A 26,447-nucleotide genomic window follows, 5' to 3' on the forward strand; every position below is an offset into this window, starting at 1 on the left:
CCAGCAATTTCACTTGGAAAAAGATCGACATATTGACGGCACGTTATCTTTCGCATCCCGTCAAATCATCGCGACGGCGCATCACGCTGTCGAGGTAACCTGTCAGGCTGACTTCAACATCCGCTGTTGCTTGCTGTCGGCCCATGCCCGCGCTGCCGCACCGAAGCGTTCAAACAAGGGGCGCGACACAGGGTCATTGCCCGCATCCCATTCGGGGTGCCACTGCACAGCAAGAGTGAACCCGGGGGCATCCTTGATATAAATCGCCTCTGGTGTGCCATCTTCGGCAAATCCATCGATCACCACACGCGGACCCGCCGCCTTGATCCCCTGCCCGTGCAGAGTATTCGTTCGCACCTTCGGGGCTCCCAACACCTCGTGAAACACGCCGCCTTGGGTAAAAGTCACATCGTGGCGCAGCTCGAACTTCTGCTCCATCGTGCCATCGGGCGGCATACGGTGGTTCATCCGTCCCGGCAATTCTCGAATCTCAGGATAGAGCGTCCCGCCCATGGCCACATTAACCTCTTGGAACCCACGGCACACGCCAAAGAACGGCTGCCCCCTCTCGACACAGGCGCGCACAAGCCCAAGGGCAATGGCGTCGCGGGCACGGTCAAAGGTGCCATGTGCCTCTGTCGCGGACTCACCGTATTCTTCGGGGTGCACATTGGGTCGCCCGCCGGTCAGCAAGAAGCCGTCGCAGCTTTCAAGCAACTCGTCGACCGACACCAAGGACGGATCGCTGGGAATGATCAACGGCAAACAGCCAGACACCTGCGCCACCGCGATGGTGTTCATCGTGCCCGCCGCGTGGATCGGGTATTGGTCATTCAACAGGCTGGTGTTTCCGACAATACCAACAACAGGACGCGCCATATTCAGCCTCAGATTTTGATTTCACTCAAAGCCTACCGCGTCCTCAATCCGACCTCAACACCCCAAAGCCCACCGCTATTCCTCGCCGATCAGCCCTGCAGCGCCAATCCCGGCCAGCGCAGCCAGTACATCATTGTCCGATGTATCCCCGGTCACGCCCAGCGCGCCGATCACAACGCCCGCCGCGTCGCGCAGCAGCAAACCGCCCGGTACAGGCACCACGGCCCCGCCATAAACACCGTTCACCGCCGCCATAAAATAGGCTTGCTGCTCGGCCCGCGCCATTTGCGCCCGCCCGGCCATACCCAACATCACCGCGCCATAGGCTTTGCCGTGGGCGATGCCGAACCGGCCAGGGGCCGCGCCGTCTTCACGCTCGAAAGCCTGCACGTGGCCGCCTGCGTCCAGCACCACGGCTGACAGGGGTTTCAACCCCAGCTCGTGGCCCTTTTTAAACGTTTCGGCGATCATGATCCGCGCCTGCTCTAATGTGACTGTCATTCTATCCTCATCTTTGCTTCATTTTGCTAAGTAAACTCCGGGGAGCACGAGGGGCTTGGCCCCTCGCCTCTTCCGGTAAGACACGTTCAGCCTTGTGCGGCTTTCAGCTCCAACCGGCGGGCGTGCAGGACAGGTTCGGTATAGCCCGACGGCTGCACGCGCCCTTTCAGCACCAGATCGCAAGCGGCCTGAAAGGCAACTCCGTCAAAGCCGGGGGCCATGGGTTGGTACAGCGGATCGCCCACGTTCTGCCGGTCCACCACCCCAGCCATCTTTTTCAGCGCTGTGGTCACCTGATCCTCGGAAATCACGCCGTGATGCAGCCAATTCGCCAATGCCTGTGCCGAGATGCGGCAGGTCGCGCGGTCTTCCATGAGGCCGACGTCGTGGATGTCCGGCACTTTTGAACAGCCAACGCCCTGATCAATCCAACGCACGACGTAGCCCAGAATGCCCTGCGCGTTGTTCTCGACCTCCTGTGCGATATCGGCGTCAGACAGGTTGCGCCCCGCAAGTACGGGGATCGTCAGCAGGTCTTCCAGCGTCCCACGGGCACCGCCCCGTTTAATCTCGTCCTGACGCGCCAGCACATTGACGGTATGATAGTGCATTGCGTGCAACGTCGCAGCCGTGGGCGATGGCACCCAGGCACAGTTTGCGCCTGCTTTGGGATGGCCGATCTTGGCGTCCAGCATGGCTTCCATCAGATCAGGCATGGCCCACATCCCCTTGCCGATCTGCGCGCGCCCCTGCAGGCCGCAGGCCAGACCGATATCAACGTTACGATCCTCATAGGCGCTGATCCAGGGGGCGTTTTTCATCTCGCCCTTGGGCACCATCGGCCCTGCCTCCATGGAGGTGTGAATTTCGTCGCCCGTGCGGTCGAGGAAACCAGTATTGATAAAAGCAACGCGGGACTTGGCTGCGCGGATACACTCGGCAAGGTTGACCGATGTGCGGCGCTCTTCATCCATGATGCCCAGCTTGACGGTATTGGCCGGCAGCCCCAGCGCGGTCTCTACCCGGGTAAATATCTCATCCGCAAAGGCGACTTCCTCGGGCCCGTGCATCTTGGGTTTAACCACATAGACCGAGCCCGCGACCGAGTTGCGCATACCGTCAGTCTTTTGCAGATCGTGCATCGCGATAAGCGTGGTCACCATCGCGTCCATCAGCCCTTCGCCGATCTCCAGCCCGTCGCGGTCCAGAATGGCGGGGTTCGTCATCAGGTGACCCACGTTGCGTACCAGCATCAGCGACCGCCCCTTAAGCGTCAGCGTACTGCCGTCCGGGGCGGTGTAGTCGCGATCGCCGTTCATCTCGCGCGTCACCTGCTGGCCACCCTTTTCGAACGTCTCGGACAGATCGCCCCTCATCAGGCCCAACCAGTTGCCATAGGCGACAACCTTGTCTTCGGCGTCCACAGCGGCAACGCTATCTTCGCAATCCATGATCGTAGACATCGCGGATTCCAGCAGCACATCGGCCACGCCCGCCGGATCGGTTTTGCCGATGTTATGCGTAGCGTCGATCTGAATTTCGATGTGCAAGCCGTTGTTGCGCAGCAAGATTGCATCAGGCGCAGCCGCATCCCCGCGGTAGCCGATAAACTGCGCCGCATCTTTTAACGCAGGTGTCAGTGCCCCGTCTGCGACGGCGTATCCGGTCACATTCGTATGGCTGCCAGAGACAAGCGGGGCTGCTTCATCCAGAAACGCCTTGGCCTGAACCACAACCCGCGCGCCACGCTCTGCGTCATAGCCCTTGCCCTTCGGCAAATCCCCTAGCGCATCCGTGCCGTAATACGCGTCATATAGGCTGCCCCACCGCGCGTTGGCGGCGTTCAGGGCAAAGCGGGCGTTGGTAATAGGAACGACCAGCTGCGGTCCGGGGACCTGCGCGATTTCGGGATCGACACCTTGGGTATCAATCTCGAATGCGGGGCCTTCGGGCACGAGATACCCTATCTCACGCAGAAAGGCGTTATAGACGTCGGCGTCATGGTTCTGGCCGGCGCGATCTTTGTGCCAAACATCGATCTTGGCCTGCATCTCTTCACGCGTCTGCAACAAGGCGCGATTCTTTGGGCCCAGATCATGCACGAGATCGCTTAGCCCCGCCCAGAATGTGCCCGCATCAATGCCAGTGCCGAGCAGCGCCGAGCCTTCGATAAATTCCACCAGTTCGGCGGCAACCTGAAGGCCGTTCTTATCGCTACGCTGTGTCATCTCTTAGCTCCTGTTGCTCGCATGGGTATCGCTTTGACAACAGGCTTAGAAGGTATGCCAGCGTGGGGCAACATTTATTGGTAATAATATATTACCAATGCGCCGCTACCTTACCGCTCGGCCGCAGAGCCCCCCCGCCTTCCGACACCTCTCAGAGCAGTACTTCACCGCTTCCCAATCACGTGCCCACTTGCGTCGCCAGCTAAAGGGCAGGCCGCAACGCTGGCAGATCTTTGTTGGCAACTCTGACTTTTTGCGCATTTTCGCCATGGCATTTCCCTCGTTCGCAATGCGGCACGCATAAAAAACGGCAGACCTTGTTGCCAAAGTCTGCCGTCCAAATCGTTAAATTCTCAATCGTTAATTAAGCGTCGCGGAAACTCAGTTGCTTTCGTTCGTTCCCGGTGCGACGGGATCAACCGGCGCGGCGTTTGTATCATCAGCTTGCGATGCGCCGTTGGGTTCGGCGTCGGTCACGGCAGGCACGGTGCTATCGGTGGTGATACCTTGCGTCGCTTCCTCTGCCGCGGGCTGATGGTCTTCGCGGCCATTACCCATCAGAATAAATCCGAGAATTGCGGTGATGACGACGCCGAAGATGATCGCCCCCTTTACGCCAAGCAGCGCAGGCTTGTGCTGTTTCTCTTGCTTCTCAATGTTTGTGTCGGGTGCAGACATGGTGCCCTCCGATGGGTCGGTGTAGGTTGATCTTATCGGGTGGCGACCTTGCAGGCGCCATTGTGCAGGGCTAACTTGGACATTGGACATTCGGTTCCAAACAGAAGGAAAATACATGCGCGACGCTGCCCCCCAGACGATATACTTGGCCGACTATACCCCCTACGGCTTCATCATCGACCATGTCGCGCTGCATTTCGATCTGGACCCGCGCAAGACCCGCGTCAAAAGCCGGATTGCCTTCCGCCCCAACCCCGATGCCAGTGATCGCACATTCTTCCTGCATGGCGAAAACCTGTCGCTTGTCACTGCTTCGATTGATGGCGCGCCGGTATCGCCCGAAGTGACCCCGCAAGGACTGACCTGCGACGTGCCCGACGCCCCGTTTATCTGGGAAGCCGAGGTGGAGATCGACCCGCAGGGCAATACCGCGCTTGAGGGGCTTTATATGTCGAACGGCATGTATTGCACCCAATGCGAGGCCGAAGGCTTTCGCAAGATCACCTATTATCCCGACCGCCCCGATGTGATGGCGGTCTTTACTGTCACCATCAACGGCCCGCACCCCGTTTTACTGTCCAACGGCAACCCCGTCAGCAGCGGTACCGACACAGCTGAATGGCATGACCCGTGGCCCAAGCCCGCTTACCTCTTTGCACTCGTCGCGGGAGATCTGGTGGCGCATCCCGGCAGTTTCACCACGAAATCGGGCCGCGCCGTCGACCTGAACCTTTATGTGCGCCCCGGTGACGAGGGCAAATGCGCCTTTGGCATGCAGGCGCTGAAAGACAGCATGAAGTGGGACGAAGACGTCTATGGCCGTGAATACGATCTTGATCTGTTCAACATCGTTGCAGTGGATGATTTCAACATGGGCGCAATGGAGAATAAGGGGCTGAACATCTTCAACTCCTCTGCCGTGCTGGCCAGCCCCGAAACCTCGACCGACATGAACTTTGAACGGATCGAGGCGATTATCGCGCATGAATACTTCCACAACTGGACCGGCAACCGGATCACCTGCCGCGATTGGTTCCAGCTGTGCCTCAAGGAAGGGCTGACCGTTTACCGCGACAGCCAATTCACCTCTGACATGCGCTCGGCTGCGGTAAAACGGATTGGCGATGTGATCGATCTGCGCGCCCGTCAGTTTCCCGAAGACCAAGGCCCGCTGGCCCACCCCGTGCGGCCCGAAAGCTTTCAAGAGATAAATAACTTCTACACCGCCACGGTCTACGAAAAAGGGGCCGAGGTGATTGGCATGCTCAAGCTGCTGGTCGGGGACGAGGCCTATTCAAAAGCGCTCGACCTCTATTTTGACCGTCACGACGGGCAGGCCTGCACCATCGAAGACTGGCTGCAAGTATTCGAAGACACCACTGGCCGCGATCTGGCGCAGTTCAAGCGCTGGTATTCCCAAGCCGGCACACCGCTGTTGTCCGTCAACGAAAGCTGGGACCACGGCACGTTGACGCTGCACTTTAAGCAGCACACGCCGGCCAGCGATGCCACAACCGATCCGCAGCCTCATGTGCTGCCGATTGCCGTCGGGCTGATCGGTCAAGACGGCGACGAGGTCGAGGAAACAACGGTGCTCGAGATGACGCAGGCCGAACAGAGCTTTGTCTTCGACGGTCTGGGGACGCGGCCCGTCGCATCGGTGCTACGCGGCTTTTCCGCGCCCGTGGTCCTGACCCAAGACCTGTCGGACGCAGATCGTGCGCACCTGCTGGCCCATGACACCGACCCCTTTAACCGCTGGGAACAGGGGCGCATGCTGGCCTATGGCTCGCTGCTAGGGATGATCCGCGAGGGCAAGGCCCCCAACAAGGACTGGCTGGCCGGTATCCGTGCGGTGATCGGTGATGAAACTCTTGATCCGGCGTATCGTGCGCTGATGTTGGGCCTGCCGTCGCAATCCGATCTGGCGCGCGCTTTGTCAGAGGCGGGCGACACCCCCGACCCCGACATTATCTATGCCGCCACCGAGGCAACCCGCGCCACGATGGCAGAGGCTTTTGCCGATCTGCTGCCGACGCTCTATCGCCGTCACACGGTCGACGCTCCGTTTGAACCCAACGCGAAACAAGCGGGCAAGCGGGCGCTGTCCAATGCTGCGCTGTCCCTGCTGACGCGCAATGACGACGGCGCACTGGCGCAAGAACAGTATGACGCGGCTGACAATATGACCCAGCAGCTTTCCGCGCTGGCCAACCTGATCCGCGCCGGTCGCGGCAACAAAGCCGTCGACGCGTTCGAGGGACAATGGAAAGCGGACCGGCTGGTCATGGACAAATGGTTTGGCCTGCAAGTGATAGAAGCCGACCCCGAAGACGCCCACGAAGTCGTCGAAACGCTGACCAAACACCCCGACTTCAACTGGAAGAACCCCAATCGGTTCCGCGCTGTGCTGGGGGCCTTTGCCGCGCATCACGCGGGCTTTCACCATGCTTCGGGCGCAGGCTACCGTTTGCTGGCGGACTGGCTGATAAAGCTTGATCCGGTGAACCCGCAAACCACCGCGCGCATGTGTTCGGCGTTCCAGACGTGGAAGCGGTATGACAGCGACCGCCAAGCGATGATCAAGGCAGAGCTGGACCGCATCCTGTCACAGTCTGGTCTGTCGCGCGACACCACCGAGATGCTGTCGCGTATCCGCGGCGCGTGACGAAAACTGAGGTGTCCCGCATGCGGGCACCTTGCCTACCCCGCTTGCATTGATCCAACTTAGGGACGGGCTTTCGGGCGCACAGCGTCTAGCGGTTTGCAATAGGTCTGCCGTTTCAACCAGCCCGCCATGTCATTGCGCTTTGCGGGGCTGCGCATGGGCCCCCAATCGGCGGCCACGCCTTTTCCGCCGCGCCCATAGATCACACCGTCGCGGGGCACCGTCACCGCCATGATCCGTATGGCGCAGCTCAGGTTCGCGCCGCCGTTTTGCAGACTAGCGCCCGTGCCAGCATTGCACCCATAGCCGCGTGCCGTGGCAGGTAAAATCTGTAGCAACCCATACCAAAGCCCGCCGCCACCGACGGCGCGCGCCTTATAGGTGCTTTCGTGTTTTGCGAGGGCCGACATAAACCCGACCCAGAACGCGCGACGATCCGCGTCCGAGGCGGTGGGATAGGCAGGGCACCATTCTTCGACATCGGCGGGCACCATATCAACCAAGGGCTTGCCATGAGACTTGAGCGCTGACAGCGCTGTTCGGGTCCAGATCGCGTGACCGCGCCGGTGTTGCCACCTTGTGCGCGGGATCACCGCGCTGCGCGCAGGCGGAGAGACATCGTAAAGGGTGATCGGCGCCGCAGTGGTGAGGTCAGGCTTGGACCCGCCGTCCTCCCCGGTCAGCGCAGGTGCGGGTTCGATCGGCGGGGCCGTCGGGGCCGTAGCCGGCGCAGGGTCACTGACCGCGCCGCGCGCGATCGGGCGCAGAACATTCACCGTCTCGGCGACAGCGGGCAGCGTCACGCCCCCCCACAGGCAAAGCGCGATCACAGCAGACCCCAGAATCACGCGCGGCGAGCCATCGCGTCGCAGTCTTTTGCGGCGTGCACTATTCTTTACAGACATGTGTCCCCTCACTCGTATTCGCGCACAACATAGCGCGTTCGGTGCCATCGTCTCCAGTCTTTGAACAATCAGGCATTATTCAGCCTTAAATTGCATTTCCGCGATAGGAAAATCCCAGACTGACCACCGCGATGCCATCTTGGTGCCCAAATATCCCGCCAGTTTCATCAGCAGAAGACGGGCTTACCCAAGACTGGACAACCGATGCTGCACCTCAAGAAATTATTCAAACGCAAAAGCATGCCAACGCTGCTGTTGGAAACAGGCGACCTTGGTTGTGCACCGCGTCGCCGCGAGCCCCATCCGCAGAATCAAGAAACGCCTGCCCCCTCTGCTCCTGCGTGCGCCGACACTGTCCCCGCGTCACCGCAAGAGATGCTTTGCATCGACTGCCCCGATCCCACCGCCGAAGACCGCCTATGCGATGAAAACCACCAGCTTGGGCAAAAACTAGTGCGGCAGGAAAACTGGGCTGGTCTGTCCAAGGCAATTCGCCGCGCTGACGCAGACAACACCCTTACCCCCGGATCTATGCCTGTGGCCGAGCTGATGGCCCTTGGTGCGCGCGCTGATGTTGTGATGGCGACGGAACACGCGATCGAAGATGTCGACAGCGGCTTTGCCAAAGCGCTGCTCAGCGGAATCGAGGATTTCGAACATGTGCTGGACGCGCATGAAGATGATTATGTCGTCGCCTGTGTCGTCGCCCAGGCCCATATCGACATCGGCTGGGCATGGCGCGGCAAGGGCGAAAGCACCGTACTGCCCCAACGCAACCGCGACGCCTGCATCGCCCACTTTGAGCGCGCGGGAGAGATTATCGCGCCGTTCATCGAACAGCATCCCACCAGCGCGCTGGTAGCGGCGACCCGTTGTGCTCATGTCAGCGGCCCGCTGCACCACCAAGGCGGGCTGCGCGAAAGCTACGAACAGCTCATTCTGCTCAACCCGCTCAACCCGCGACCGATGCGCGCCTTGGGCAACCACATGTTGCCGCGCCACCACGGTGGCTATACCGAGCTTGAGCTTGAGGCGCGCCGCACCGCCGCACGTGTGCAGAATGTCTGGGGTGCCGGTGGCTATACCTGGGTTATGTTTGACGCCATCTGCGCGGATGACACGGCATGCGCCAATCTGGACGTTGATTATTTCATCGACGGGCTGCGCGATATTCTAGCCCATCATTCGACCGCGTATTGTGCGAACCTGCTGGCGGCCTATTGCGCCAATATGCCCAGCTTTGGCGGCGGCGGGGATGAACGCGCCGACAATATCCGCGCCCAAATTGGGGCCTGCACCGATTGGATCATCCGTGCACATCTGACCGAGCTCCACCCGATGATCTGGGCCCACGCGGCCCACGGGTTCAACAATAACCTGCGCATCCGGTCGCCGCATAAATTCGCCGCCTCTGGCCGCGATGATGCGATGCAAGTGATCAACAGCCTGTTTCGCTCCGAACTCGCATCGGGGCAACGCATCGTGTTCACCAGCAATGGACCGCAGGCAATGACCGCCTAACGCCAACATCCAAAGCGGATCAGCACACGCATTGGCGCTGCCCCCCTCTTGCAGCACCCCGCCCCCTGTCTTATGACCAAGGCGTTCTGTTTCTGACGCCAAAGGTGCCCCCATGCTTGACCTGACCTATGACACCCCCAAAGTGCGCACCATTGCGGGTGCCAAACATGACTGGGAACTGGTCATCGGGATGGAGGTGCACGCGCAGGTCATGTCGAACGCGAAACTCTTTTCCGCCGCTTCGACGAAATTCGGCGCAGAGCCCAACAACAACGTATCTTTTGTGGATGCGGCCATGCCCGGCATGCTGCCCACCATCAATGAATTCTGTGTCGAACAGGCCGTGCGCACGGGTCTGGGCCTCAAGGCCGAGATCAATCTGCACAGCGCCTTTGACCGCAAGAACTACTTCTACCCCGATCTGCCGCAGGGCTATCAGATTTCGCAGCTGTACCACCCCATCGTGGGCGAAGGCGAAGTGCTGGTAGAGCTCGGCGACAATACAGCGCGTCTGGTGCGCGTGGAACGAATTCACTTGGAACAGGACGCGGGCAAATCGATTCACGACATGGACCCGAACATGTCCTTTGTGGACCTGAACCGCACCGGTGTCGCGCTGATGGAAATCGTCAGCAAGCCCGACATTCGCGGCCCCGAAGAGGCTGCTGCCTATCTGACCAAGCTGCGCCAGATCTTGCGGTATCTCGGTACGTGCAATGGCGATATGCAGTCTGGCGCGATGCGTGCGGATGTGAACGTGTCAATCTGCCTGCCCGGCCAATACGAGAAATATCAGGCGACGCAGGACTTTAGCCACCTCGGGACGCGCTGCGAAATCAAGAACATGAACTCCATGCGGTTCATCCAACAAGCGATCGACGTCGAAGCAAAGCGCCAGATCGCCATCGTCGAAGCCGGCGGCGAAGTGGTGCAGGAAACCCGTCTGTTTGATCCGGACAAGCAGGAAACCCGCTCCATGCGCTCCAAAGAAGAGGCGCATGACTACCGCTACTTCCCCGACCCCGATCTGCTGCCACTGGTCATCGAACAGGCGTGGGTTGATGACATCGGTGCCAACCTGCCCGAACTGCCCGACGCCAAGAAAGCGCGCTTTATCAATGACTTTGGCCTCAGCGACTATGATGCGTCGGTTCTGACCTCAGATCTGGACAGCGCGGGCTACTTCGAGGCGACCGCACAGGGCCGAGACGGCAAGATGACGGCGAACTGGGTGATCAACGAACTTTTCGGCCGCCTCAAGAAAGACGAGAAAGCCATCACCGACAGCCCCGTCAGCCCTGCCCAGCTGGGCGACGTTATCGACCTGATCGCGTCTGACGCGATTTCCGGCAAAATCGCCAAGGACCTGTTTGAAATCGTCTATACCGAAGGTGGTGACCCTGCCGTGATCGTCGAAGAACGCGGGATGAAGCAGGTCACAGACACCAGTGCCATCGAAGCCGCCGTGGACGAGATCATCGCCGCGAACCCCGATCAGGTCGCCAAAGCGCGCGAGAATCCGAAACTGGCGGGCTGGTTCGTCGGGCAAACGATGAAGGCCACTGGCGGTAAGGCGAACCCCAAAGCGGTGAACCAGATCGTTGCACAAAAGCTGAACGGCTAAGGCGTCGGGCCGGGGTTTACCAAAGCCCCGGCCCTTTTCTCGCCACGCTCACCCTCTGACACGCTTTGAAAGGTCTTTTATGGATACGCCCTTCCGGTCATCGCCGCGCCTTGTACAGCCCGAATGGATCGACTTTAACGGCCATTTGAACATGGCTTATTATTCGGTGTTGATGGATAACGCGGTCGATGATGCCTACCATCAGATCGGGTTCGGACCAGAGTATCAAAAGACAGGTCACACCACTTATGTGGCCGAATTCCACGTCTGTTATCTGCGCGAGTTGCACGAGGGCGCGTCAACCTATTGCACGTTCCAACTGCTCGACTTTGATGAAAAGCGTTTCCATTCGTTTACGCAGCTCTGGCACGAAGACGGTTGGCTGGCGGCCACCGGCGAAGCGCTGACGCTGCATATCGATCAGTCGGCCCCCCGTGTGGCCCCGATGCCCGCCGATATTATGGCCCGGCTAGAAGCGATGAGATCGGCCCACGCGACGTTGCCCTACCCTGAACAGGCTGGCCGTAAAATCGGGCTGAAACGCTGATCCGCGCCCTCTTGTTTGACCTCTTTTGACCCGAAAGCCAGCCCACATGCCACGCTATGAATACAAAGTTGTACCCGCCCCCACCAAAGGGCTGAAGGTCAAGAACATCAAAGGTGCTGAAGCGCGGTTTTCCCATGCGATTCAGGAGCTTATGAATGGTCTTTCAGGTTACGGCTGGGAGTATCAGCGGGCAGAGACTCTGCCATCGACTGAACGCGTGGGGCTGACCGGCAGCACGACGGAATGGCGTAATGTACTGGTGTTTCGCCGCCTACGCGAGGAAGCGCCGGACACGGCCCCTACTGAACTGCTCCCTCCTCCGTCAGATACGATGGAAGAGCCCGAAGCCACTGCTTTGGACGCGAACACGGACAACGCAGAGGACGAAAGCTATTTCGAGGATCAGCACGGTGAAACCGACGAGGATGAAGAAACGGCGGCGGTTGCTCCGACAATGCTGAACGCACTGGCGTCGCGACGCAAAGCAAGCACGGTCGAAGTCCCTGCGCAAAGCAAGCCCGAGGCCGAAAAGCTAGCGGCAAAGACGCAAGTCGAGACTGACAGCCAGACAAAATCAATCGACACTTCCGAGGAAAAACCCGCCGGCGATCCCCAGACAAAGTCCGTGGACGAAAAAGCTGCGAGGGCTTCGGATGAAACCAAAGACGCCCCTGCCCCCGAAGACGTCCCCGCGTCCAAGGTCGATAAGACCCCGGACTAAGGGGCCCCTGTCAGACGTCGAGATCCAGCGCCAGTGCGTGAATGCGGCCGATTAAGTCGGGACCAAGCGCATCATGCACAGCGCGATGACGCGCAACCCGGGACAGCCCCTTGAAATGGGCGGACCGAATTTTCACATTAAAATGACTTTCACCCCCCTCGCGGAAGCCACCATGCCCACGGTGGCTTTCACTATCGTCAACGACGCTTAATTCCGACGGTGCAAACGCCTCTTCCAGCCGGTCGGCAATTTCTTGTGTCACTGACATTTTTTAGCTTAGCCCCCTTCAATCTTTGAGCCCAAGGTCTAAACTGACCGGCCTGAGTCGGAAAGGTCCATATCATGCCCAAAAGTGATCCCTTTGGATTCGACATGTCTGTGTCGTCTTCGAAAAAGAAAAATCCCCGCGGCCGTCGCGGGATGTCCGGCGCGTCCGAGACATCACAACGCGTCTGTTCGCACGAAGGCTGCGAGGAAGCCGGCAAATACCGTGCGCCAAAAGCACCTGACGTGCTGGATGACTATTTCTGGTTCTGCCAGCAGCACGTGCGCGAATATAACCTCAAGTGGAACTTCTTTGACGGCACCACAGAGGCAGAATTAAACGCCCAGCAATCCAAGGACAAAGTGTGGGAACGCACCACCAAGCCGCTTGGCGATCCCGAAGCACGGGCTTGGGCGCGTTTGGGCATCGAAGACCCGCATCAGGTCTTGGGCAAAAACGCGACGCAGAACCCCGGCAAGGGGCCTGCCGCCGGACGCCGCCTGCCCCCCACAGAACGGCGCGCTCTGGAAATCCTCGAGGCCAAGGACACCTGGAGCAAGCCCGAAGTGCGCAAGGCGTATAAGGCGCTTATCAAGGTACTGCACCCCGATATGAATGGCGGTGATCGCAGTCAGGAAGAGCAGTTGCAGCTGGTCGTCTGGGCCTGGGACCAGCTCAAGGGCAGTCGCAACTTCAAGGACTGATGCAGCACCATTCCGGCCGGCCGAGGGCATCGGCCACCGCGTGAAGCGCGTGCCATAGCCAGACAGACGGGGCGGTGTAGACAGATGCGCCGCCCCTTTTTCGTCCCCCGCAGGTCTTTGCGACTTTGCCGCAGGTGCGAATTGCCCCTTTCCCTCACGCTCAGGAAAGATATGTTGCCGTGGACGCCACCCCCTGATCCGCAGGCGGTGCGCAGGACAGAAGCATGAAGGACGTACAGAATATGGCCGAGACCTCATTGGACCTCACAACCAAACCCACCAAAGAGATCTCCGTTCGCGAAGTCTTTGGCATCGACACCGACATGGTCGTGCACGGCTTTGACGAACGCACAAGCCGCGTTCCCGATCTGGACAGCACCTATAAATTCGACCCTGACACCACGATGGCGATCCTCGCGGGCTTCAACCACAACCGTCGCGTGATGGTTCAGGGCTACCACGGGACGGGTAAATCCACCCACATCGAACAGGTGGCAAGCCTGCTGAACTGGCCTTGTGTACGGGTCAACCTTGATAGTCACATCAGCCGGATCGACCTGATCGGTAAGGATGCGATCAAGCTGAAAGACGGCAAGCAGGTTACCGATTTCCAGGAAGGCATCCTGCCTTGGGCGCTGCGCAACCCGACTGCGATTGTGTTCGACGAATATGATGCGGGCCGTGCCGACGTGATGTTCGTGATCCAGCGCGTGCTGGAAGTTGACGGCAAGCTGACGCTGCTTGACCAGAACAAAGTGATCGAACCCCACCCCTATTTCCGCATCTTCGCAACCGCCAACACTGTTGGTCTGGGCGATACCACGGGCCTTTACCACGGTACGCAGCAGATCAACCAAGGTCAGATGGACCGTTGGTCGCTGGTTGCCACATTGAACTATCTCAGCATCGATGCGGAAACGCAGATCGTTTTGTCCAAGAACCCGCATTACAACACGGACAAGGGCCGCAAGACGATCAAGCAGATGGTCACCGTCGCCGACCTGACGCGGACCGCCTTTATGAACGGCGAACTCTCGACCGTCATGTCGCCGCGTACCGTGATTGCCTGGGCCCAGAACGCCGAGATCTTCCGCGATGTGGGTTATGCCTTCCGCCTGTCGTTCCTCAACAAATGTGATGAACTTGAACGCCAGACCGTCGCCGAGTTCTATCAGCGCCTGTTCGACGAAGAGCTGCCAGAATCCGCCGCAAGCCTGAGCCTTGGCTAAGCCACCATCCCCCCTGTGCCCGCGTTGGCAGGAGGGGTGACGAAAAAGACGTCCACCGGCACCTAGGGTCGGTGGACAACAGCCTGACCGCAGCGCCCCTTTTCGTGTGGCCGCGGTGACCAAAGCCGCACTTCGGCCGCACTCGGATGGGAGAATGACATGAGCAAACAATCAGATAACCCCGCCGACGCGTTCAAAAAGGCTTTGGCCGAAGCAACCAAAGTCATGTCGAAAGATCCCGATCTAACGGTGAGCTACTCCGTCGATCCATCGGGGCTGAGCGGCGATTCAATGCGCTTGCCACAGGTCAGCCGCCGCATGACCCGCGAGGAAGTCCTGCTGGCCCGCGGCACCGCCGACGCGCTCGCGCTGAACCGGCGCTACCATAACGGCCAGACCCATTCGAAATATATGCCCGCCGGTGACATGGCCCGCGACCTATATGAGGCGATGGAAACCGCCCGCTGCGAAGCCGTGGGCGCACGTGACATGCCCGGCACCGCCGGCAACATCGACGCAAAGATCAAATACGACTCCCTGCGCAAAGGGTACGATCAGGCCAAGCAACCCTCTGACGTGCCTTTGGCGACGGCAGCAGGCTATCTAGTGCGCCATCTGGCGACGGGGCGCGATATGCCTGCCGGTGCCGCCAACGCAATGGACCTGTGGCGCGGCTATATCGAGGATCAGGCCGGCGGCACGCTCGAGACGCTGAACGACACGTTGGATGATCAGGCTGCCTTTGCCCGCTTTGCGCGCAAGATGATCGTCGATCTGGGCTATGGCGATCAGCTGGGCGATGACCCCGACCAAGGCGACGATGATCAGGACAGTGCCGAGGAAGAAGGCACCGAAGAAGAGCAAGAGCCCGATAGCACCGGTCAAGACGAACAGGACGAGGACGAGGCGGAAGCCTCTCCCGAACAGTCGCAAGAGCAACAGCAAGATGAATCCCAAGCGCAGGTGTCGATGGATGACACCGCCGATCAAGAGCTTGGCGAAGAAGCCGAGATGCCCGATGGCGACGCCCCGATGGAGCCTCCCGCTCCGCCGCAGGCATCGGATGCGGACCCGAATTATCTGGTGTACCAGACCGACCACGACGAGGTGATCGGTGCGGCGGATTTGGCCGAACCGGCAGAGCTTGAACGGTTGCGCGCTTATCTCGACCAGCAGCTTGAACCATTGAAGGGCGCGGTGAGCCGACTGGCGAACAAGCTGCAGCGCCGCTTGCAGGCGCAGCAAAACCGGTCGTGGGAATTTGATCTCGAAGAAGGCACGCTGGATGCCGGTCGTCTGGCCCGTGTCGTGGCCAACCCCACGACGCCACTGTCGTTCAAGGTCGAACAGGACACCGAATTCCGCGATACCTGCGTGACGCTGCTGCTCGATAACTCCGGCTCGATGCGCGGGCGTCCGATCTCTATCGCCGCGATTTGCGCCGATGTTTTGGCCCGCACGCTGGAGCGCTGCAACGTCAAAGTCGAGATTTTGGGCTTTACCACCCGCGCCTGGAAAGGTGGCCAAGCCCGTGAGGCATGGTTGAACGATGGCCGTCCGGTCCAGCCGGGCCGTCTGAATGACCTGCGCCACATCATCTATAAATCCGCAGACGCCCCCTGGCGGCGTACGCGGCCCAATCTGGGGCTGATGATGAAGGAAGGCCTGCTGAAAGAGAACATCGACGGCGAGGCGCTGGAATGGGCCCACCGCCGGATGATCGCACGGCACGAGTCCCGCAAGATCTTGATGGTGATCAGCGACGGCGCGCCCGTAGATGACAGCACCCTGTCGGTGAACCCCGCCAACTATCTGGAAAAACACCTGCGCGACGTGATCGCGATGGTCGAAAAGCGCAAGGCGGTAGAGCTGCTGGCCATCGGCATCGGCCACGACGTGACCCGCTATTATGACCGCGCCGTCACGATCACGGATGTGGACCAGTTGGCCGGTGCCATGACAGAGCAGCTGGCCGCCCTTTTCGACACCGATCCGCGCAAACGCGCCCGTGTCATGGGCATGCGCCGCGCAAGCTGAGGGTCAAGGACGCTCCGCGGGGAGTTTTAAGAGCAAAATGAAGAATGGGGTGGGGATATGTTTCAATCGTTCGAGGTGACCTCGCGGCCGGAACAAGGGCCGCCACGGCTGGCCGCGCTGCGCAAGCAATTGCGAACCGACGCGCTTGACGGGTTTCTGGTGCCCCGCGCCGATGCCCATCAGGGCGAATATGTTGCCCCCCGCGATGACCGGCTGAAGTGGTTGACAGGGTTTACCGGATCGGCTGGCTTCTGTGCCGCCTTGCGGGATGTGGCGGGCGTGTTCATCGACGGGCGCTATCGCACGCAGGTCAAAGCGCAGGTCGCGGATGTCTATACGCCGGTCGCATGGCCCGAGGTATCGCTGGCAGATTGGCTGCGTACAGAGCTGCCTCAGGGCGGCGTTGTCGGTTTTGATCCGTGGCTGCATGCCGCCGGACAGATCGAGCAGTTAGAAACAGCTCTGGAAGGCAGCGGCATCACGCTGCGCCGCACCGATAATCTGGTGGACCGCATCTGGGAAGACCAGCCCGCCCCGCCCATGAACCCCGCCAAAGTGCATCCGATCGACTATGCAGGCGAGTCCCATGGCGGCAAGATCGCGCGGCTGGCCGAGGGGCTGCGCGACAAGGGCCGTGCTGCGGCAGTGATCACCCTGCCCGACAGCCTATGCTGGCTGCTGAACATTCGTGGGTCCGATATTGCGCGCAATCCGGTCGTGCATGGCTTTGCTGTGCTGCACGCTGCCGGTCATGTCGACCTATTCGTCGCCCCCGCCAAGCTTGAGGGGCTGGAGGCGCATCTGGGCCAGCACGTGACCATTCACGCACCAGAGGCGTTTCTGGCGGCTCTCGCCAACCTATCTGGTGCCGTTCTGGCCGAGAAAGCGACTGTGCCGGTGGCTGTCGCGGATGCTTTGGGCGACAAGATCGTGTGGGGCGATGACCCCTGCGCTCTGCCCAAGGCCCGCAAGAACGAGGCCGAGATCAACGGATCTATCGCCGCGCACCTGCGCGATGGCGCGGCCTTGGTCGAGGTGCTGGCCTGGCTCGATGCACAGCCAGCGGGCAGCGTGACGGAAACACAGGTTGTCACCAAGCTCGAGACCGCGCGCCGCCGCGATCCGGCGCTGCAAGAGATCAGCTTTGAGACCATCGCCGGTACCGGCCCCAATGGCGCGATCATGCATTACCGCGTGACCGAAGACACCGATAGCGTTCTGCAAGACGGGCATCTGCTGGTGTTGGACTCCGGTGGCCAATATCTGGACGGCACCACCGACATCACCCGCACCATTGCCATCGGCACGCCCCCGGCCGAGGCGAAAGAAGGGTTTACCCGTGTGCTCAACGGTTTGATCGCCATGAGTCGTCTGCGCTGGCCCCAAGGGTTGGCTGGCCGCAATATCGAGGCCGTGGGCCGATTGCCCCTTTGGATGGCAGGGCAGGATTTCGATCATGGGCTGGGCCATGGCGTCGGAGCCTATCTGAGCGTCCACGAAGGGCCGCAACGGCTCAGCAAACTAAGCACGGTGCCCCTGTCCGACGGTATGATCCTGAGCATCGAGCCCGGCTATTACCGCGAGGGCGCCTTTGGCATCCGGCTGGAAAACCTTGCGGTGGTACGGCCTGCGGGTGACATGCTGGGCGGGGACGCGCACCGCGCCATGCTGGCGTGGGAAACGCTGAGCTTTGCCCCCATTGATACGCGGTTGATCGTGCCCGACCTGCTGAGCATGGATGCGCGGGACTGGCTGAACGCCTATCACCGCGACGTTGCGGAAAAGATCGGACCGCAGCTATCACCGGTTGCGAAACTGTGGTTGGATGCGGCAACAGCGCCGGTTTGAGCGCGATATAAATCAGTTCATTCAGGGAGGACGGTCAGCAATGGCAGACCATATCAAGATTTTGAAGTCAAACGGGACATGGACAGTGCGCGCAGGCGGTGCGGTATTGGCCGAGACACGTAATGCGCTTGAACTGCGCGAAGGCGACCACGACGCGGTGATCTATATCCCCCGTTCGGATATCGCGATGGCGTTTCTCGACAAGACCGACAAGACCACCCACTGCCCGCACAAGGGCGATGCGCATTACTTCTCGGTCGTGACCAAAAGCCGGACGCTCGACAACGTTGCATGGTCCTATGAGGATCCGAACAACGCCGTGGCCGAGATCAAAGACCATCTGGCGTTCTACCAGTTGCCCGAGGTCGCGGTAGAGCAAATCTAGGGGCCCCCGCGAGGGCCCCAAAATTTCAAGGTTGAGGTAAGGGGGGCTGCGGCCCCTCTTATGCGTTCAGCAACCAGCTTGTGTCCGCGCTGAGATCGGCGGCGCTGGTATTTTGCACGATCACCACGACATTGCCGTTGACCACAAGTTCACTGTCGGTGCCATTGGCCGCGGCGCGGATTTCGAACATCCCGTCCCCGGGTGCGAAGCTGGCGGGCGATCCTTGGGTTTCTTGCAGGTACAGACCGTCTTCGGCAAGGTTGAAATCGGTCACGATCACCGGTGCCTTTCCAATCTGATCATAGCCGATGGCGTTGATTACATCAGCCCCGTCACCCCCTGTTACCGTATCGCCGTCGTTGGCGCTGATGGTGTCGTCGCCGTCGCCTCCCAGCACCACATCGGCCATCGTATCCGTATCGCCTGACACATTGCCGTCGAGGTTGAAGTCAAACGCACGGATCACGTCATCACCGGCACCGCCGTCGATGCTGTCAGCACCCAGCCCCGAGATAAGGAAATCATTCCCCGCCCCGCCGTTCAACGTGTCATCACCCATACCGCCGAACAATGCGTCATTCCCCGCATCACCATCGATCTGGTCGTCACCCTTGTTGCCCGCCAACTTGTCCGGCCCTTCGCCGCCCGACAGCGTGTCATCGCCAGGGCCGGCGTTGATCGTATCGGCCCCTGCATCGCCCGACAGGTCATCATTGCCGCTGCCACCATTGATCAGATCACTTTGGGTGCCGCCGCTAATCACATCGTCGCCGCCATTGCCATTGAGCGTGTCGTTCAACCCGCCCCCCATCAACGTGTCGTTCCCGATGTTGCCGTTCAGCAGGTCGTTGCCGCCCTGCCCGTCGAGCACATCATCGCCAGCTAATCCGCTGAGCGTATCGCTGCCAACGCCGCCCATAAGGGTATCGTTGCCCGCGCCGCCGCTGAGCCCGTCGTTGCCCGCGTTGCCCATCAGGATGTCGTCACCGTCATTCCCTTCGATGTAGTCAAAGCCTTCGCCACCGCTCAGCGTGTCGTTGCCTCGGCCCCCCAGCACTGTATCCGCGCCAAAGTTGCCCATGGCGTCGTCATTGCCCGACCCACCACTAACCAGATCATTGTTGGTGCCACCGCGCAGAACATCATTGCCGGAACCGCCAAAGAGCGTGTCCATCAGCCCGCCGCCCAAAAGCGTGTCATCATCGGCCCCGCCATCCAGATTGTCGGACCCGAGCCCGCCTAGGAGGGAATCCGCGCCTCCGAAACCGGCCAAGCTGTCGTCACCGCTGCCACCGATCAGGGTGTCATCGTCGGCACCGCCGTCCAGCGTATCGCTGCCGTTATTCCCGTTCAGCAGATCGTCGCCCACGCCACCGCGCAGCATGTCGCTGCCCTGCCCGCCGGACAGATCATCGTCGCCGCCGAAACCGGTCAGGCTGTCCGCGCCATTGCCACCCAAAAGCGTATCACTGCCGGGGCCACCGTTGACGGTATCGCGGCCCTCTTCGCCATTGCCAAGGTTGTCGCCACCGCCAAGGTGCAGCATGTCGTTGCCCGCACCGCCCTGGACGGTATCATCCCCACCAAAGCCGTTTACCGTGTCGTCCCCGCCAAAGGCATCGATGTCATCATTTTCCCCCGTGCCGGTGACCAGGTCAGGCCCATTGGTGCCCTGTTGCAGTACAATCTGCGGGGATGTGACATTTGGCTCTGACACGTCTTCGATGTTCTCCGACATGTCATCATCACCGTCGTCGCTGCCCATCAGCCCTGCCATTCCAAAGAGCGCGAGCGCCGGCAGTAAAGTCAATCCAAGCAGGTTCAAATCCCCCAAAACTATACTTAAGAGTGTAGTTCACGGGGACCGTCCTAGCAAAGCCAAATTCCTGCCGCAATTCGGCCGTATTTCAATATTTCACGACAATCATATTTCGCACGGCCTACTGTGCTGAAAGTAGCAACAATTAAGAATGTTCTTCGGCGGCGGTTTCGGCCAGGGCGCGGTTATAGGCCTTGAGGGCATCGACATGGAACAACGCGCCCAGCAGTTCGGGCGGCGATTCGGGTTTCAGCGTGACCACCGGAATAAAAGCAGCACCGGTCTGCTCGAAAATCGGCATGGCGGCCTCTAGTGTGGCGGTGCCGTCAATATAAGTCCCTTCGCCGATCAGATCCCAGCAGGTTTCTTCGTTCGCGGCGCGCAGGTCGTCGGGACGGCGCATGATGCGGCCGACCATGAACATGCCCAGCAAATAGGCCTGTGGACCAGCCGCAAGGTGAATACCGCGGCGTTCCATCTGGGTGAGAAAAAAGCTGCGGTCCACCAGACGTGACGCCAGCGCTGTCGACATGCTGACAGCGACCATGACCGCAAGACCCGTCTGCCAGTCACCTGTCAGTTCGAACACAATCAACGTCGTAGAAATCGGCGCGCCCAGAACGGCTGCCGCCACCGCCCCCATTCCCGCCAGCGCATAAAGCGAGGTCGCCCCCGACATCGTGGGGAATACGCCCGTGGCGATCAGCCCAAACGCCAGCCCCGTTAATGCGCCCAGCATCAGCGAGGGCGAAAACACACCGCCGCCCATGCGCCCCCCAAGTGTGATCGACACGGCGATGATCTTGAGCACGGCAAAAACGACCGCCTCGTGCAGGATCATATCGCCGCTCAGGGCGCGGGTTGTCGTTTCGTATCCGACGCCGATGATATGGGGGAACCACAGCGCGATTACGCCAAGGATCGCACCCGCCACGGCGGGACGCAGATACCGTGGCAACTTGCTGCGGGCCTGAATGAAATTGCCGATATCCTCGGCCCAAAAGATGCCGCGCATCAAGAATACCGCGACCACGCCGCAGGTCAGCCCGAGCAGCAAAAACGCCGGCAGTTCCGCGTAGAACGACATGTCGCCCACGGTGGGCAGGACAAATTCGGTCAGACCGCCGAACTCTAGCCGATTAATCACCGTCCCCGCGGCGGAGGCGATGACAATCGGGGCGAATGCATGCACGGCAAAGTGGCGCAACACGATCTCTAGCGCAAAAAGCGCCCCTGCAATTGGCGCGTTAAAGCTGGCCGATACAGCTGCCGCCACAGCGCAGCCCAACAGGTCGCGCCCGGTGATACCGCTTGCGTTGATCCGGCGACTGACCAACGTCGCGATCACGCCAGCAAGGTGAACAACCGGCCCTTCTCGCCCCGACGACCCGCCGGTGCTGAGCGTGATCAGCGAGGCCAAGGCGGACGCGATCCCTGCCCGCGTCTCCACACGCCCTTCGTGTAGTGCAGCCCCGAGGATCACATCGCCCACACTGCGCGCGCGGGCATCGCGGGTGAAATTATGCAGGATAAGCCCAACGGTAAGCCCGCCGATTGTCGGTATCAAAACGACCCAATACCAGTCGAGGCTGCCAATATAGCTGTGCAAACGCTGAACATCTTCGGTGCCATAAAGAAACGCCTGTAACGCGTTGATTCCTTTTCGAAAAAACAGCGCAGCAAAGCCTGCGCAGATACCGATCACCAGCGCGATAAACCAAAAGGTAACTTTGCCCGGCCCCTTTTCACGCAGCACGCCCCAGCCAAAACGCGCATGGCTGCACAGCGTGTCATATTGCTGGTTCAGAAAGGGGCGCGGTTTCAGAGGCATGGCGGCTTTGCTGTCAGGGTTTCCCCATGTCTAGGACAGAGCCGCCTGCGTTAAAACCCCTGCAATCAAGACGCGGCGCCTAGCTGGCGAATTCTTCGCCCAATAGTTCGCGTGCAGCGGCGCGGGCGGCGTCGGTGATCGTGTCTCCGGCCAGCATACGCGCGACCTCGTCCACCCGTTCGGGGGCCGAGAGCGGCGTGACCGTCGACAAAGTCATACCTTTGGATACGGCCTTGGACACGCGCCAGTGGTGTGCGCCCAAAGCGGCCACCTGCGGCGAGTGGGTGACAACAAGCACCTGACCGCCCTGCGACAGCGCCGCCAGACGTCGCCCCACTGCGTCGGCGGTTGCCCCGCCAACACCACGGTCGATTTCGTCAAATATCATCGTCAGGCCGGTTTGTCCCTTGGCCAGACACACCTTGAGCGCGAGCAGAAAGCGGCTTAGCTCCCCGCCCGATGCGATCTTGCCCAATGGCCCCGCTGGCGCGCCGGGATTGGTGGCCACGGTAAAGGATACCGCGTCACGCCCCTCGGGGCCCGGTGCCTCGGCTGTGATCTGGGTGGCAAATACCGCGCGTTCCATCTTTAGCGGGGCAAGCTCAGCGGCGACGGCCTTGTCCAGCTTGCCTGCTTTCTTTTGGCGTACATCTGTCAGTGCGTCAGCGGCGGCGTCATAGGCGGCTTGGGCATCACGCACGGCTTTCTCAAGGCCGGCCTGTGCTGCCTCGCCCGCATCTAGTGCATCCAGCTTGCCGCGCAGCGTGTCGGCAAAGCCCGCCAGCTCATCGGCCTGTACCTCGTGTTTGCGAGCCATGCCGCGAATGGCGAACAGTCGTTCTTCGGTTTCTTCGAGCTCGATCGGGTTGAACGACATCGTGTCGATCGCGGCAACCACGCCCTCCATCGCTTCGTCCAGTTCGACCATAGCACGTGACAGCGCGGCCATTGGGGCCTCTAGCGTGCCGTCGGCTTTGTGGGCGACTCCGTCAAGCCAGCGCAGGGCGTCGCCTAACTGGGTCTCTGCGCCGCCCTGTCCCATCATCTCGTAGGCGTTGACCACATCGCTGCGGATCTTTTCGGCGCTTTGCATCAGACGGCGGCGCGCGTCGAGCTGCTCTTCCTCGCCCGCTTGCGGGTCCAGCTTGTCCAGCTCTGCCACGGCGTGGCGCAGGTATTCTTCTTCGGCGGCAATGGCCTCGCGTTCGGCGGCGGCCTGTTTGGCAGCCTTGCGCGCAGCAGCCAATGCAGACCACGCCTGACGCACCTTGGCCCGCAGCGCAGCCGTGCCGGCGAATTCATCCAGAATGGCGCGGTGGCCCTTGGGGTCAAGCAGCCCGCGGTCGTCATGCTGTCCGTGCAACTCGACTAACGTCTCGGACAGGGCGCGCAGCACCTCGCCCGAACAGCGCCGATCGTTGACCCAAGCCGTTTTGCGCCCGTCAGAGCCGTTGATCCGGCGCAGGATCAGCTCGCTCCCGCCCGGCAGTCCGGCCTCTTCCAGTACCGCATGGGCCGCGTGCCCCTCTGGCAGATCGAACCAAGCCGTTACCTCGCCCTGAGACGCGCCCTGACGCACCAAATCGGCGCGCCCGCGCCAGCCCAGCACAAACCCGAGGCTATCAAGCAAGATCGATTTACCCGCCCCGGTTTCGCCCGTCAAAACGTTCAAACCCGGCTGAAACGCAAGTTCCAGCCGGTCGATGATCAGCATATCCGAAATATCTAGGCCGCGTAGCATGGGTCACTATCCGTGTGGGCCGTCAAAAGGCGCGTGGTCAGATCCATTCGCCCTTGATCGTTTGGCGGTAAATCGCGGTAAGCCAGTTATCCCCAAAGGACTTCATTTCGAGGCCCTGACCGGTCAGCAGCTTATAGCTCGCCTCGTACCATTCAGTGGACTGGTAGTTATGCCCCAGAATGGCACCTGCAGTCTGCGCCTCGTCCGTGAGACCCAGCGACAGATACGCCTCTACCAGACGGTGCAGCGCCTCGGCGGTGTGGGTGGTGGTCTGGAAATCCTCGACGACAACGCGGAAGCGGTTGATCGACGCGGTGTAATGCTCGCGGCGCAGATAATAGCGCCCGACTTCCATTTCCTTGCCCGCCAGATGGTCAAAGGCCAGATCGAATTTTAGCACCGCAGACCGTGCATATTCGCTGTCGGGGTAATCTTCGATCACGCGGCGCAGCGCTTGAAGCGCCTGAAAAGTCAGGCCCTGGTCGCGGCCAACTTCGTCGATCTGGTCATAATAGCTGAGCGCCAGCAGATAGTGGGCATAGGACGCGTCATCGTCATCGGGAAAGAAATCGATATAGCGCTGCGCGGCAGACCGGCTGCTGGGGTAGTCTTGATCCTGATGGAAGGCAAAAGCCTGCATGATTAACGCGCGTTTGGCCCATTCGGAATAGGGATACAGGCGTTCGATCTCCGAAAAGTATTCAGCCGCTTCGGCAGGGCGTTTACGGTTTAGTTCGAATTCGCCGCGTTCAAAAATCTGCTCAGCCGAATAGGTTTCAAGCGGGATTTCCTGAGGGTTGAAGAAGCTGTTGGTCGTCCGACCCGTATCCTGAGCACCACCGCACGCGCCAAGAACGCCCGCCAAAAGCACCGCACCGACCACCCGCTTGCGCGACATCGTACCCGTCATGCGTTTCACCCTCGCTTTAAACTCTGCGTCACGTTTCACGATACGCCTTTGCCCGTGACTAGCACAAGGTTTCGCGCAACAAAACGACCATTCGGTAGTCCCTCGCAAGGGCAGCTGTCGACCGGCCAAATCGTAAACAAAGGATTACCCAAGCACCACCGGAGTTTCAACCATCGTTAATGCCCTGACCTGCGTCACCGCGATCACGATTTCAGGCAACGGCGGGAATTTCATCCCACTCAAGGCCAAAGCCCGGCAGACGCGACGCCATCTGCGCGTCGCATTGTACCATGCGTACTGCGCCGGGAGTCGTGAACAGCGCACGCAGCAGCGTGTTGGTCAGGCTGTGACCCGCGCGAACACCGGTATAGTGACCAATAAGCGGCGCACCTGCCAGCGCCAGATCGCCCAAGGCATCCAGCATCTTGTGACGTACAGGTTCGTCCGAATGGCGCAGACCGCCCGGGCTGAGCACCTGGTCGCCATCAAATACGACCGCGTTCTCACCGGCGTTACCACCCAAGGCCAGACCGTTGGCTTGCATCGCATCCACATCCGCCTGACGGCAGAAAGTACGGCTGTCGCAAAGTTCACGCGCGAAGCTGCCGTTGTTCATCACCAGCGACTTTTCCTGATGGCCGATTGCAGCGTCTGCAAAATCGATGACAAAGTCGATCTTCAGCGTGTCCGCAGGCGAGATGGTGGCCGATGCTTCGCCGTCCGTTACAGTGACGGTCTTAAGCACCTCAAATGCTCGTACAGGGGCCGCCAGCATGCGCACACCGCGCTGCATGATACCACGCACGAACGGCGCGGCAGACCCATCAAGGATCGGCACTTCGGGGCCGTCGATTTCAATCAATGCGTTGTGGATACCGCAACCGGCCAGCGCCGCCATCAGATGCTCGACAGTCGAGACCTGCAGGCCTGTCGCATTCTCGAGCTTGGTACAGAGCGGCGAACGGTTTACCGCATCCCAACGCGCAGGGATCAAGCGATCACCCACATCCACGTCGCTGCGTGAGAACCAGATCCCGTGATGTACACCAGCAGGACGGATCGTCACAGTTGCGGGACGGCCCGAATGAAGGCCGGTGCCGCTAAAGCTGATCGCTGTCTTGATGGTTGTCTGCACGATTAATACTCACTGTCCAAAGATCATCTGTCTAAGTTGAACTCTGTCCTATCTGGGCCGTTCCGATTGCTCAATTCAATGATTGCTACCGTCTGAAACATGACTGTCACAATTGACGGTTAATATCCGCCAACCTACCGTAAAATACTGTTAAAAATAGATATTATACGTTTCAAACAAGTCGCGGGCTTGCCAAAGCGTGATGAGCGAGCTGCGATTTATGAACCAACATTACCGCATTTTCTGCATCGCAGCACACCCGAAGTTGTAC

General features: G+C 60.3%; 22 protein-coding genes. 10 read left to right on the top strand and 12 right to left on the bottom strand.

The features are described 5' to 3' along the window. Positions 1-102: 102 nt before the first annotated feature. The 5 genes from BLQ98_RS07155 to BLQ98_RS07175 all read right to left on the bottom strand — a co-directional run bounded on the left by BLQ98_RS07155 (position 103) and on the right by BLQ98_RS07175 (position 4,286). Positions 103-879, bottom strand: a complete 777-nt coding sequence (locus tag BLQ98_RS07155) for a gamma-glutamyl-gamma-aminobutyrate hydrolase family protein (RefSeq protein ID WP_093732655.1) — start codon at positions 877-879, stop codon at positions 103-105. Between the two features lie 75 nt (positions 880-954). Beyond that, complete coding sequence (locus tag BLQ98_RS07160) at positions 955-1,380, bottom strand: GlcG/HbpS family heme-binding protein (protein WP_093732656.1); 426 nt, start codon at positions 1,378-1,380, stop codon at positions 955-957. 86 nt (positions 1,381-1,466) lie between these two features. Further along, complete coding sequence (locus BLQ98_RS07165; protein WP_093732657.1) at positions 1,467-3,608, bottom strand: malate synthase G; 2,142 nt, start codon at positions 3,606-3,608, stop codon at positions 1,467-1,469. Positions 3,609-3,713: 105 nt separating this feature from the next. Continuing rightward, positions 3,714-3,878 (bottom strand): DUF2256 domain-containing protein, encoded by a 165-nt coding sequence (locus tag BLQ98_RS07170; protein ID WP_093732658.1) that lies wholly within the window; start codon positions 3,876-3,878, stop codon positions 3,714-3,716. A 111-nt stretch (positions 3,879-3,989) separates the two neighbouring features. Further along, positions 3,990-4,286, bottom strand: a complete 297-nt coding sequence (locus BLQ98_RS07175) for a hypothetical protein (RefSeq protein ID WP_093732659.1) — start codon at positions 4,284-4,286, stop codon at positions 3,990-3,992. 115 nt (positions 4,287-4,401) lie between these two features. On the opposite strand from BLQ98_RS07175, the gene pepN reads away from it, so the two are divergent. Then, positions 4,402-6,954 (top strand): aminopeptidase N, encoded by a 2,553-nt coding sequence (gene pepN / locus BLQ98_RS07180; protein WP_093732660.1) that lies wholly within the window; start codon positions 4,402-4,404, stop codon positions 6,952-6,954. A gap of 59 nt (positions 6,955-7,013) precedes the next feature. On the opposite strand, the gene BLQ98_RS07185 is transcribed toward pepN, so the two are convergent. Beyond that, complete coding sequence (locus tag BLQ98_RS07185; protein ID WP_093732661.1) at positions 7,014-7,859, bottom strand: transglycosylase SLT domain-containing protein; 846 nt, start codon at positions 7,857-7,859, stop codon at positions 7,014-7,016. 240 nt (positions 7,860-8,099) lie between these two features. Between BLQ98_RS07185 and BLQ98_RS07190 the strand changes: the two genes are divergently transcribed. The 4 genes from BLQ98_RS07190 to BLQ98_RS18615 all read left to right on the top strand — a co-directional run bounded on the left by BLQ98_RS07190 (position 8,100) and on the right by BLQ98_RS18615 (position 12,272). Then, complete coding sequence (locus BLQ98_RS07190; protein ID WP_244148384.1) at positions 8,100-9,380, top strand: hypothetical protein; 1,281 nt, start codon at positions 8,100-8,102, stop codon at positions 9,378-9,380. Positions 9,381-9,492: 112 nt separating this feature from the next. After that, a complete protein-coding gene (gatB, locus tag BLQ98_RS07195) occupies positions 9,493-11,004 on the top strand; it encodes an Asp-tRNA(Asn)/Glu-tRNA(Gln) amidotransferase subunit GatB (protein WP_093732663.1) in 1,512 nt (503 codons plus the stop codon). Positions 11,005-11,083: 79 nt separating this feature from the next. Then, positions 11,084-11,551 (top strand): thioesterase family protein, encoded by a 468-nt coding sequence (locus tag BLQ98_RS07200; RefSeq protein WP_093732664.1) that lies wholly within the window; start codon positions 11,084-11,086, stop codon positions 11,549-11,551. Positions 11,552-11,597: 46 nt separating this feature from the next. After that, positions 11,598-12,272, top strand: coding sequence for a DUF4177 domain-containing protein (locus BLQ98_RS18615; RefSeq protein ID WP_335755013.1), 675 nt, complete (start codon positions 11,598-11,600; stop codon positions 12,270-12,272). Between the two features lie 10 nt (positions 12,273-12,282). On the opposite strand, the gene BLQ98_RS07210 is transcribed toward BLQ98_RS18615, so the two are convergent. Next, positions 12,283-12,540, bottom strand: coding sequence for a BolA family protein (locus BLQ98_RS07210; RefSeq protein WP_093732665.1), 258 nt, complete (start codon positions 12,538-12,540; stop codon positions 12,283-12,285). A 74-nt stretch (positions 12,541-12,614) separates the two neighbouring features. On the opposite strand from BLQ98_RS07210, the gene BLQ98_RS07215 reads away from it, so the two are divergent. From BLQ98_RS07215 to BLQ98_RS07235, 5 genes are all read left to right on the top strand, one after another. Next, positions 12,615-13,241, top strand: a complete 627-nt coding sequence (locus BLQ98_RS07215; protein WP_093732666.1) for a J domain-containing protein — start codon at positions 12,615-12,617, stop codon at positions 13,239-13,241. Positions 13,242-13,465: 224 nt separating this feature from the next. Further along, complete coding sequence (cobS, locus tag BLQ98_RS07220; RefSeq protein WP_414718557.1) at positions 13,466-14,470, top strand: cobaltochelatase subunit CobS; 1,005 nt, start codon at positions 13,466-13,468, stop codon at positions 14,468-14,470. Positions 14,471-14,629: 159 nt separating this feature from the next. Beyond that, a complete protein-coding gene (gene cobT, locus BLQ98_RS07225; protein ID WP_093732667.1) occupies positions 14,630-16,507 on the top strand; it encodes a cobaltochelatase subunit CobT in 1,878 nt (625 codons plus the stop codon). A gap of 57 nt (positions 16,508-16,564) precedes the next feature. Further along, positions 16,565-18,355 (top strand): aminopeptidase P family protein, encoded by a 1,791-nt coding sequence (locus tag BLQ98_RS07230; RefSeq protein ID WP_093732668.1) that lies wholly within the window; start codon positions 16,565-16,567, stop codon positions 18,353-18,355. Between the two features lie 40 nt (positions 18,356-18,395). After that, positions 18,396-18,740: a DUF427 domain-containing protein gene (locus tag BLQ98_RS07235; protein WP_093732669.1), complete on the top strand. Its 345-nt coding sequence runs from the start codon at positions 18,396-18,398 to the stop codon at positions 18,738-18,740. Positions 18,741-18,798: 58 nt separating this feature from the next. On the opposite strand, the gene BLQ98_RS07240 is transcribed toward BLQ98_RS07235, so the two are convergent. The 5 genes from BLQ98_RS07240 to lpxC all read right to left on the bottom strand — a co-directional run bounded on the left by BLQ98_RS07240 (position 18,799) and on the right by lpxC (position 26,176). Beyond that, entirely contained in the window at positions 18,799-20,550 is a 1,752-nt protein-coding gene (locus BLQ98_RS07240) for a calcium-binding protein (protein WP_279614907.1), read from the bottom strand. Between the two features lie 154 nt (positions 20,551-20,704). Continuing rightward, positions 20,705-22,390, bottom strand: coding sequence for a chloride channel protein (locus BLQ98_RS07245; protein WP_093732670.1), 1,686 nt, complete (start codon positions 22,388-22,390; stop codon positions 20,705-20,707). A gap of 79 nt (positions 22,391-22,469) precedes the next feature. Further along, on the bottom strand, positions 22,470-24,131 hold the full coding sequence (gene recN / locus BLQ98_RS07250) for a DNA repair protein RecN (RefSeq protein WP_093732671.1): 1,662 nt from the start codon (positions 24,129-24,131) through the stop codon (positions 22,470-22,472). A 37-nt stretch (positions 24,132-24,168) separates the two neighbouring features. Beyond that, the gene (locus BLQ98_RS07255) at positions 24,169-25,041 is read right to left on the bottom strand and encodes an outer membrane protein assembly factor BamD (protein WP_093732672.1); all 873 of its coding nucleotides are present in this window, start codon (positions 25,039-25,041) and stop codon (positions 24,169-24,171) included. A 211-nt stretch (positions 25,042-25,252) separates the two neighbouring features. After that, positions 25,253-26,176 (bottom strand): UDP-3-O-acyl-N-acetylglucosamine deacetylase, encoded by a 924-nt coding sequence (gene lpxC, locus BLQ98_RS07260; protein ID WP_093732673.1) that lies wholly within the window; start codon positions 26,174-26,176, stop codon positions 25,253-25,255. Positions 26,177-26,447 lie beyond the last annotated feature (271 nt).

The sequence above is a fragment of the Sulfitobacter litoralis genome (genome assembly GCF_900103185.1).
Classification (GTDB): Bacteria; Pseudomonadota; Alphaproteobacteria; order Rhodobacterales; family Rhodobacteraceae; genus Sulfitobacter; species Sulfitobacter litoralis.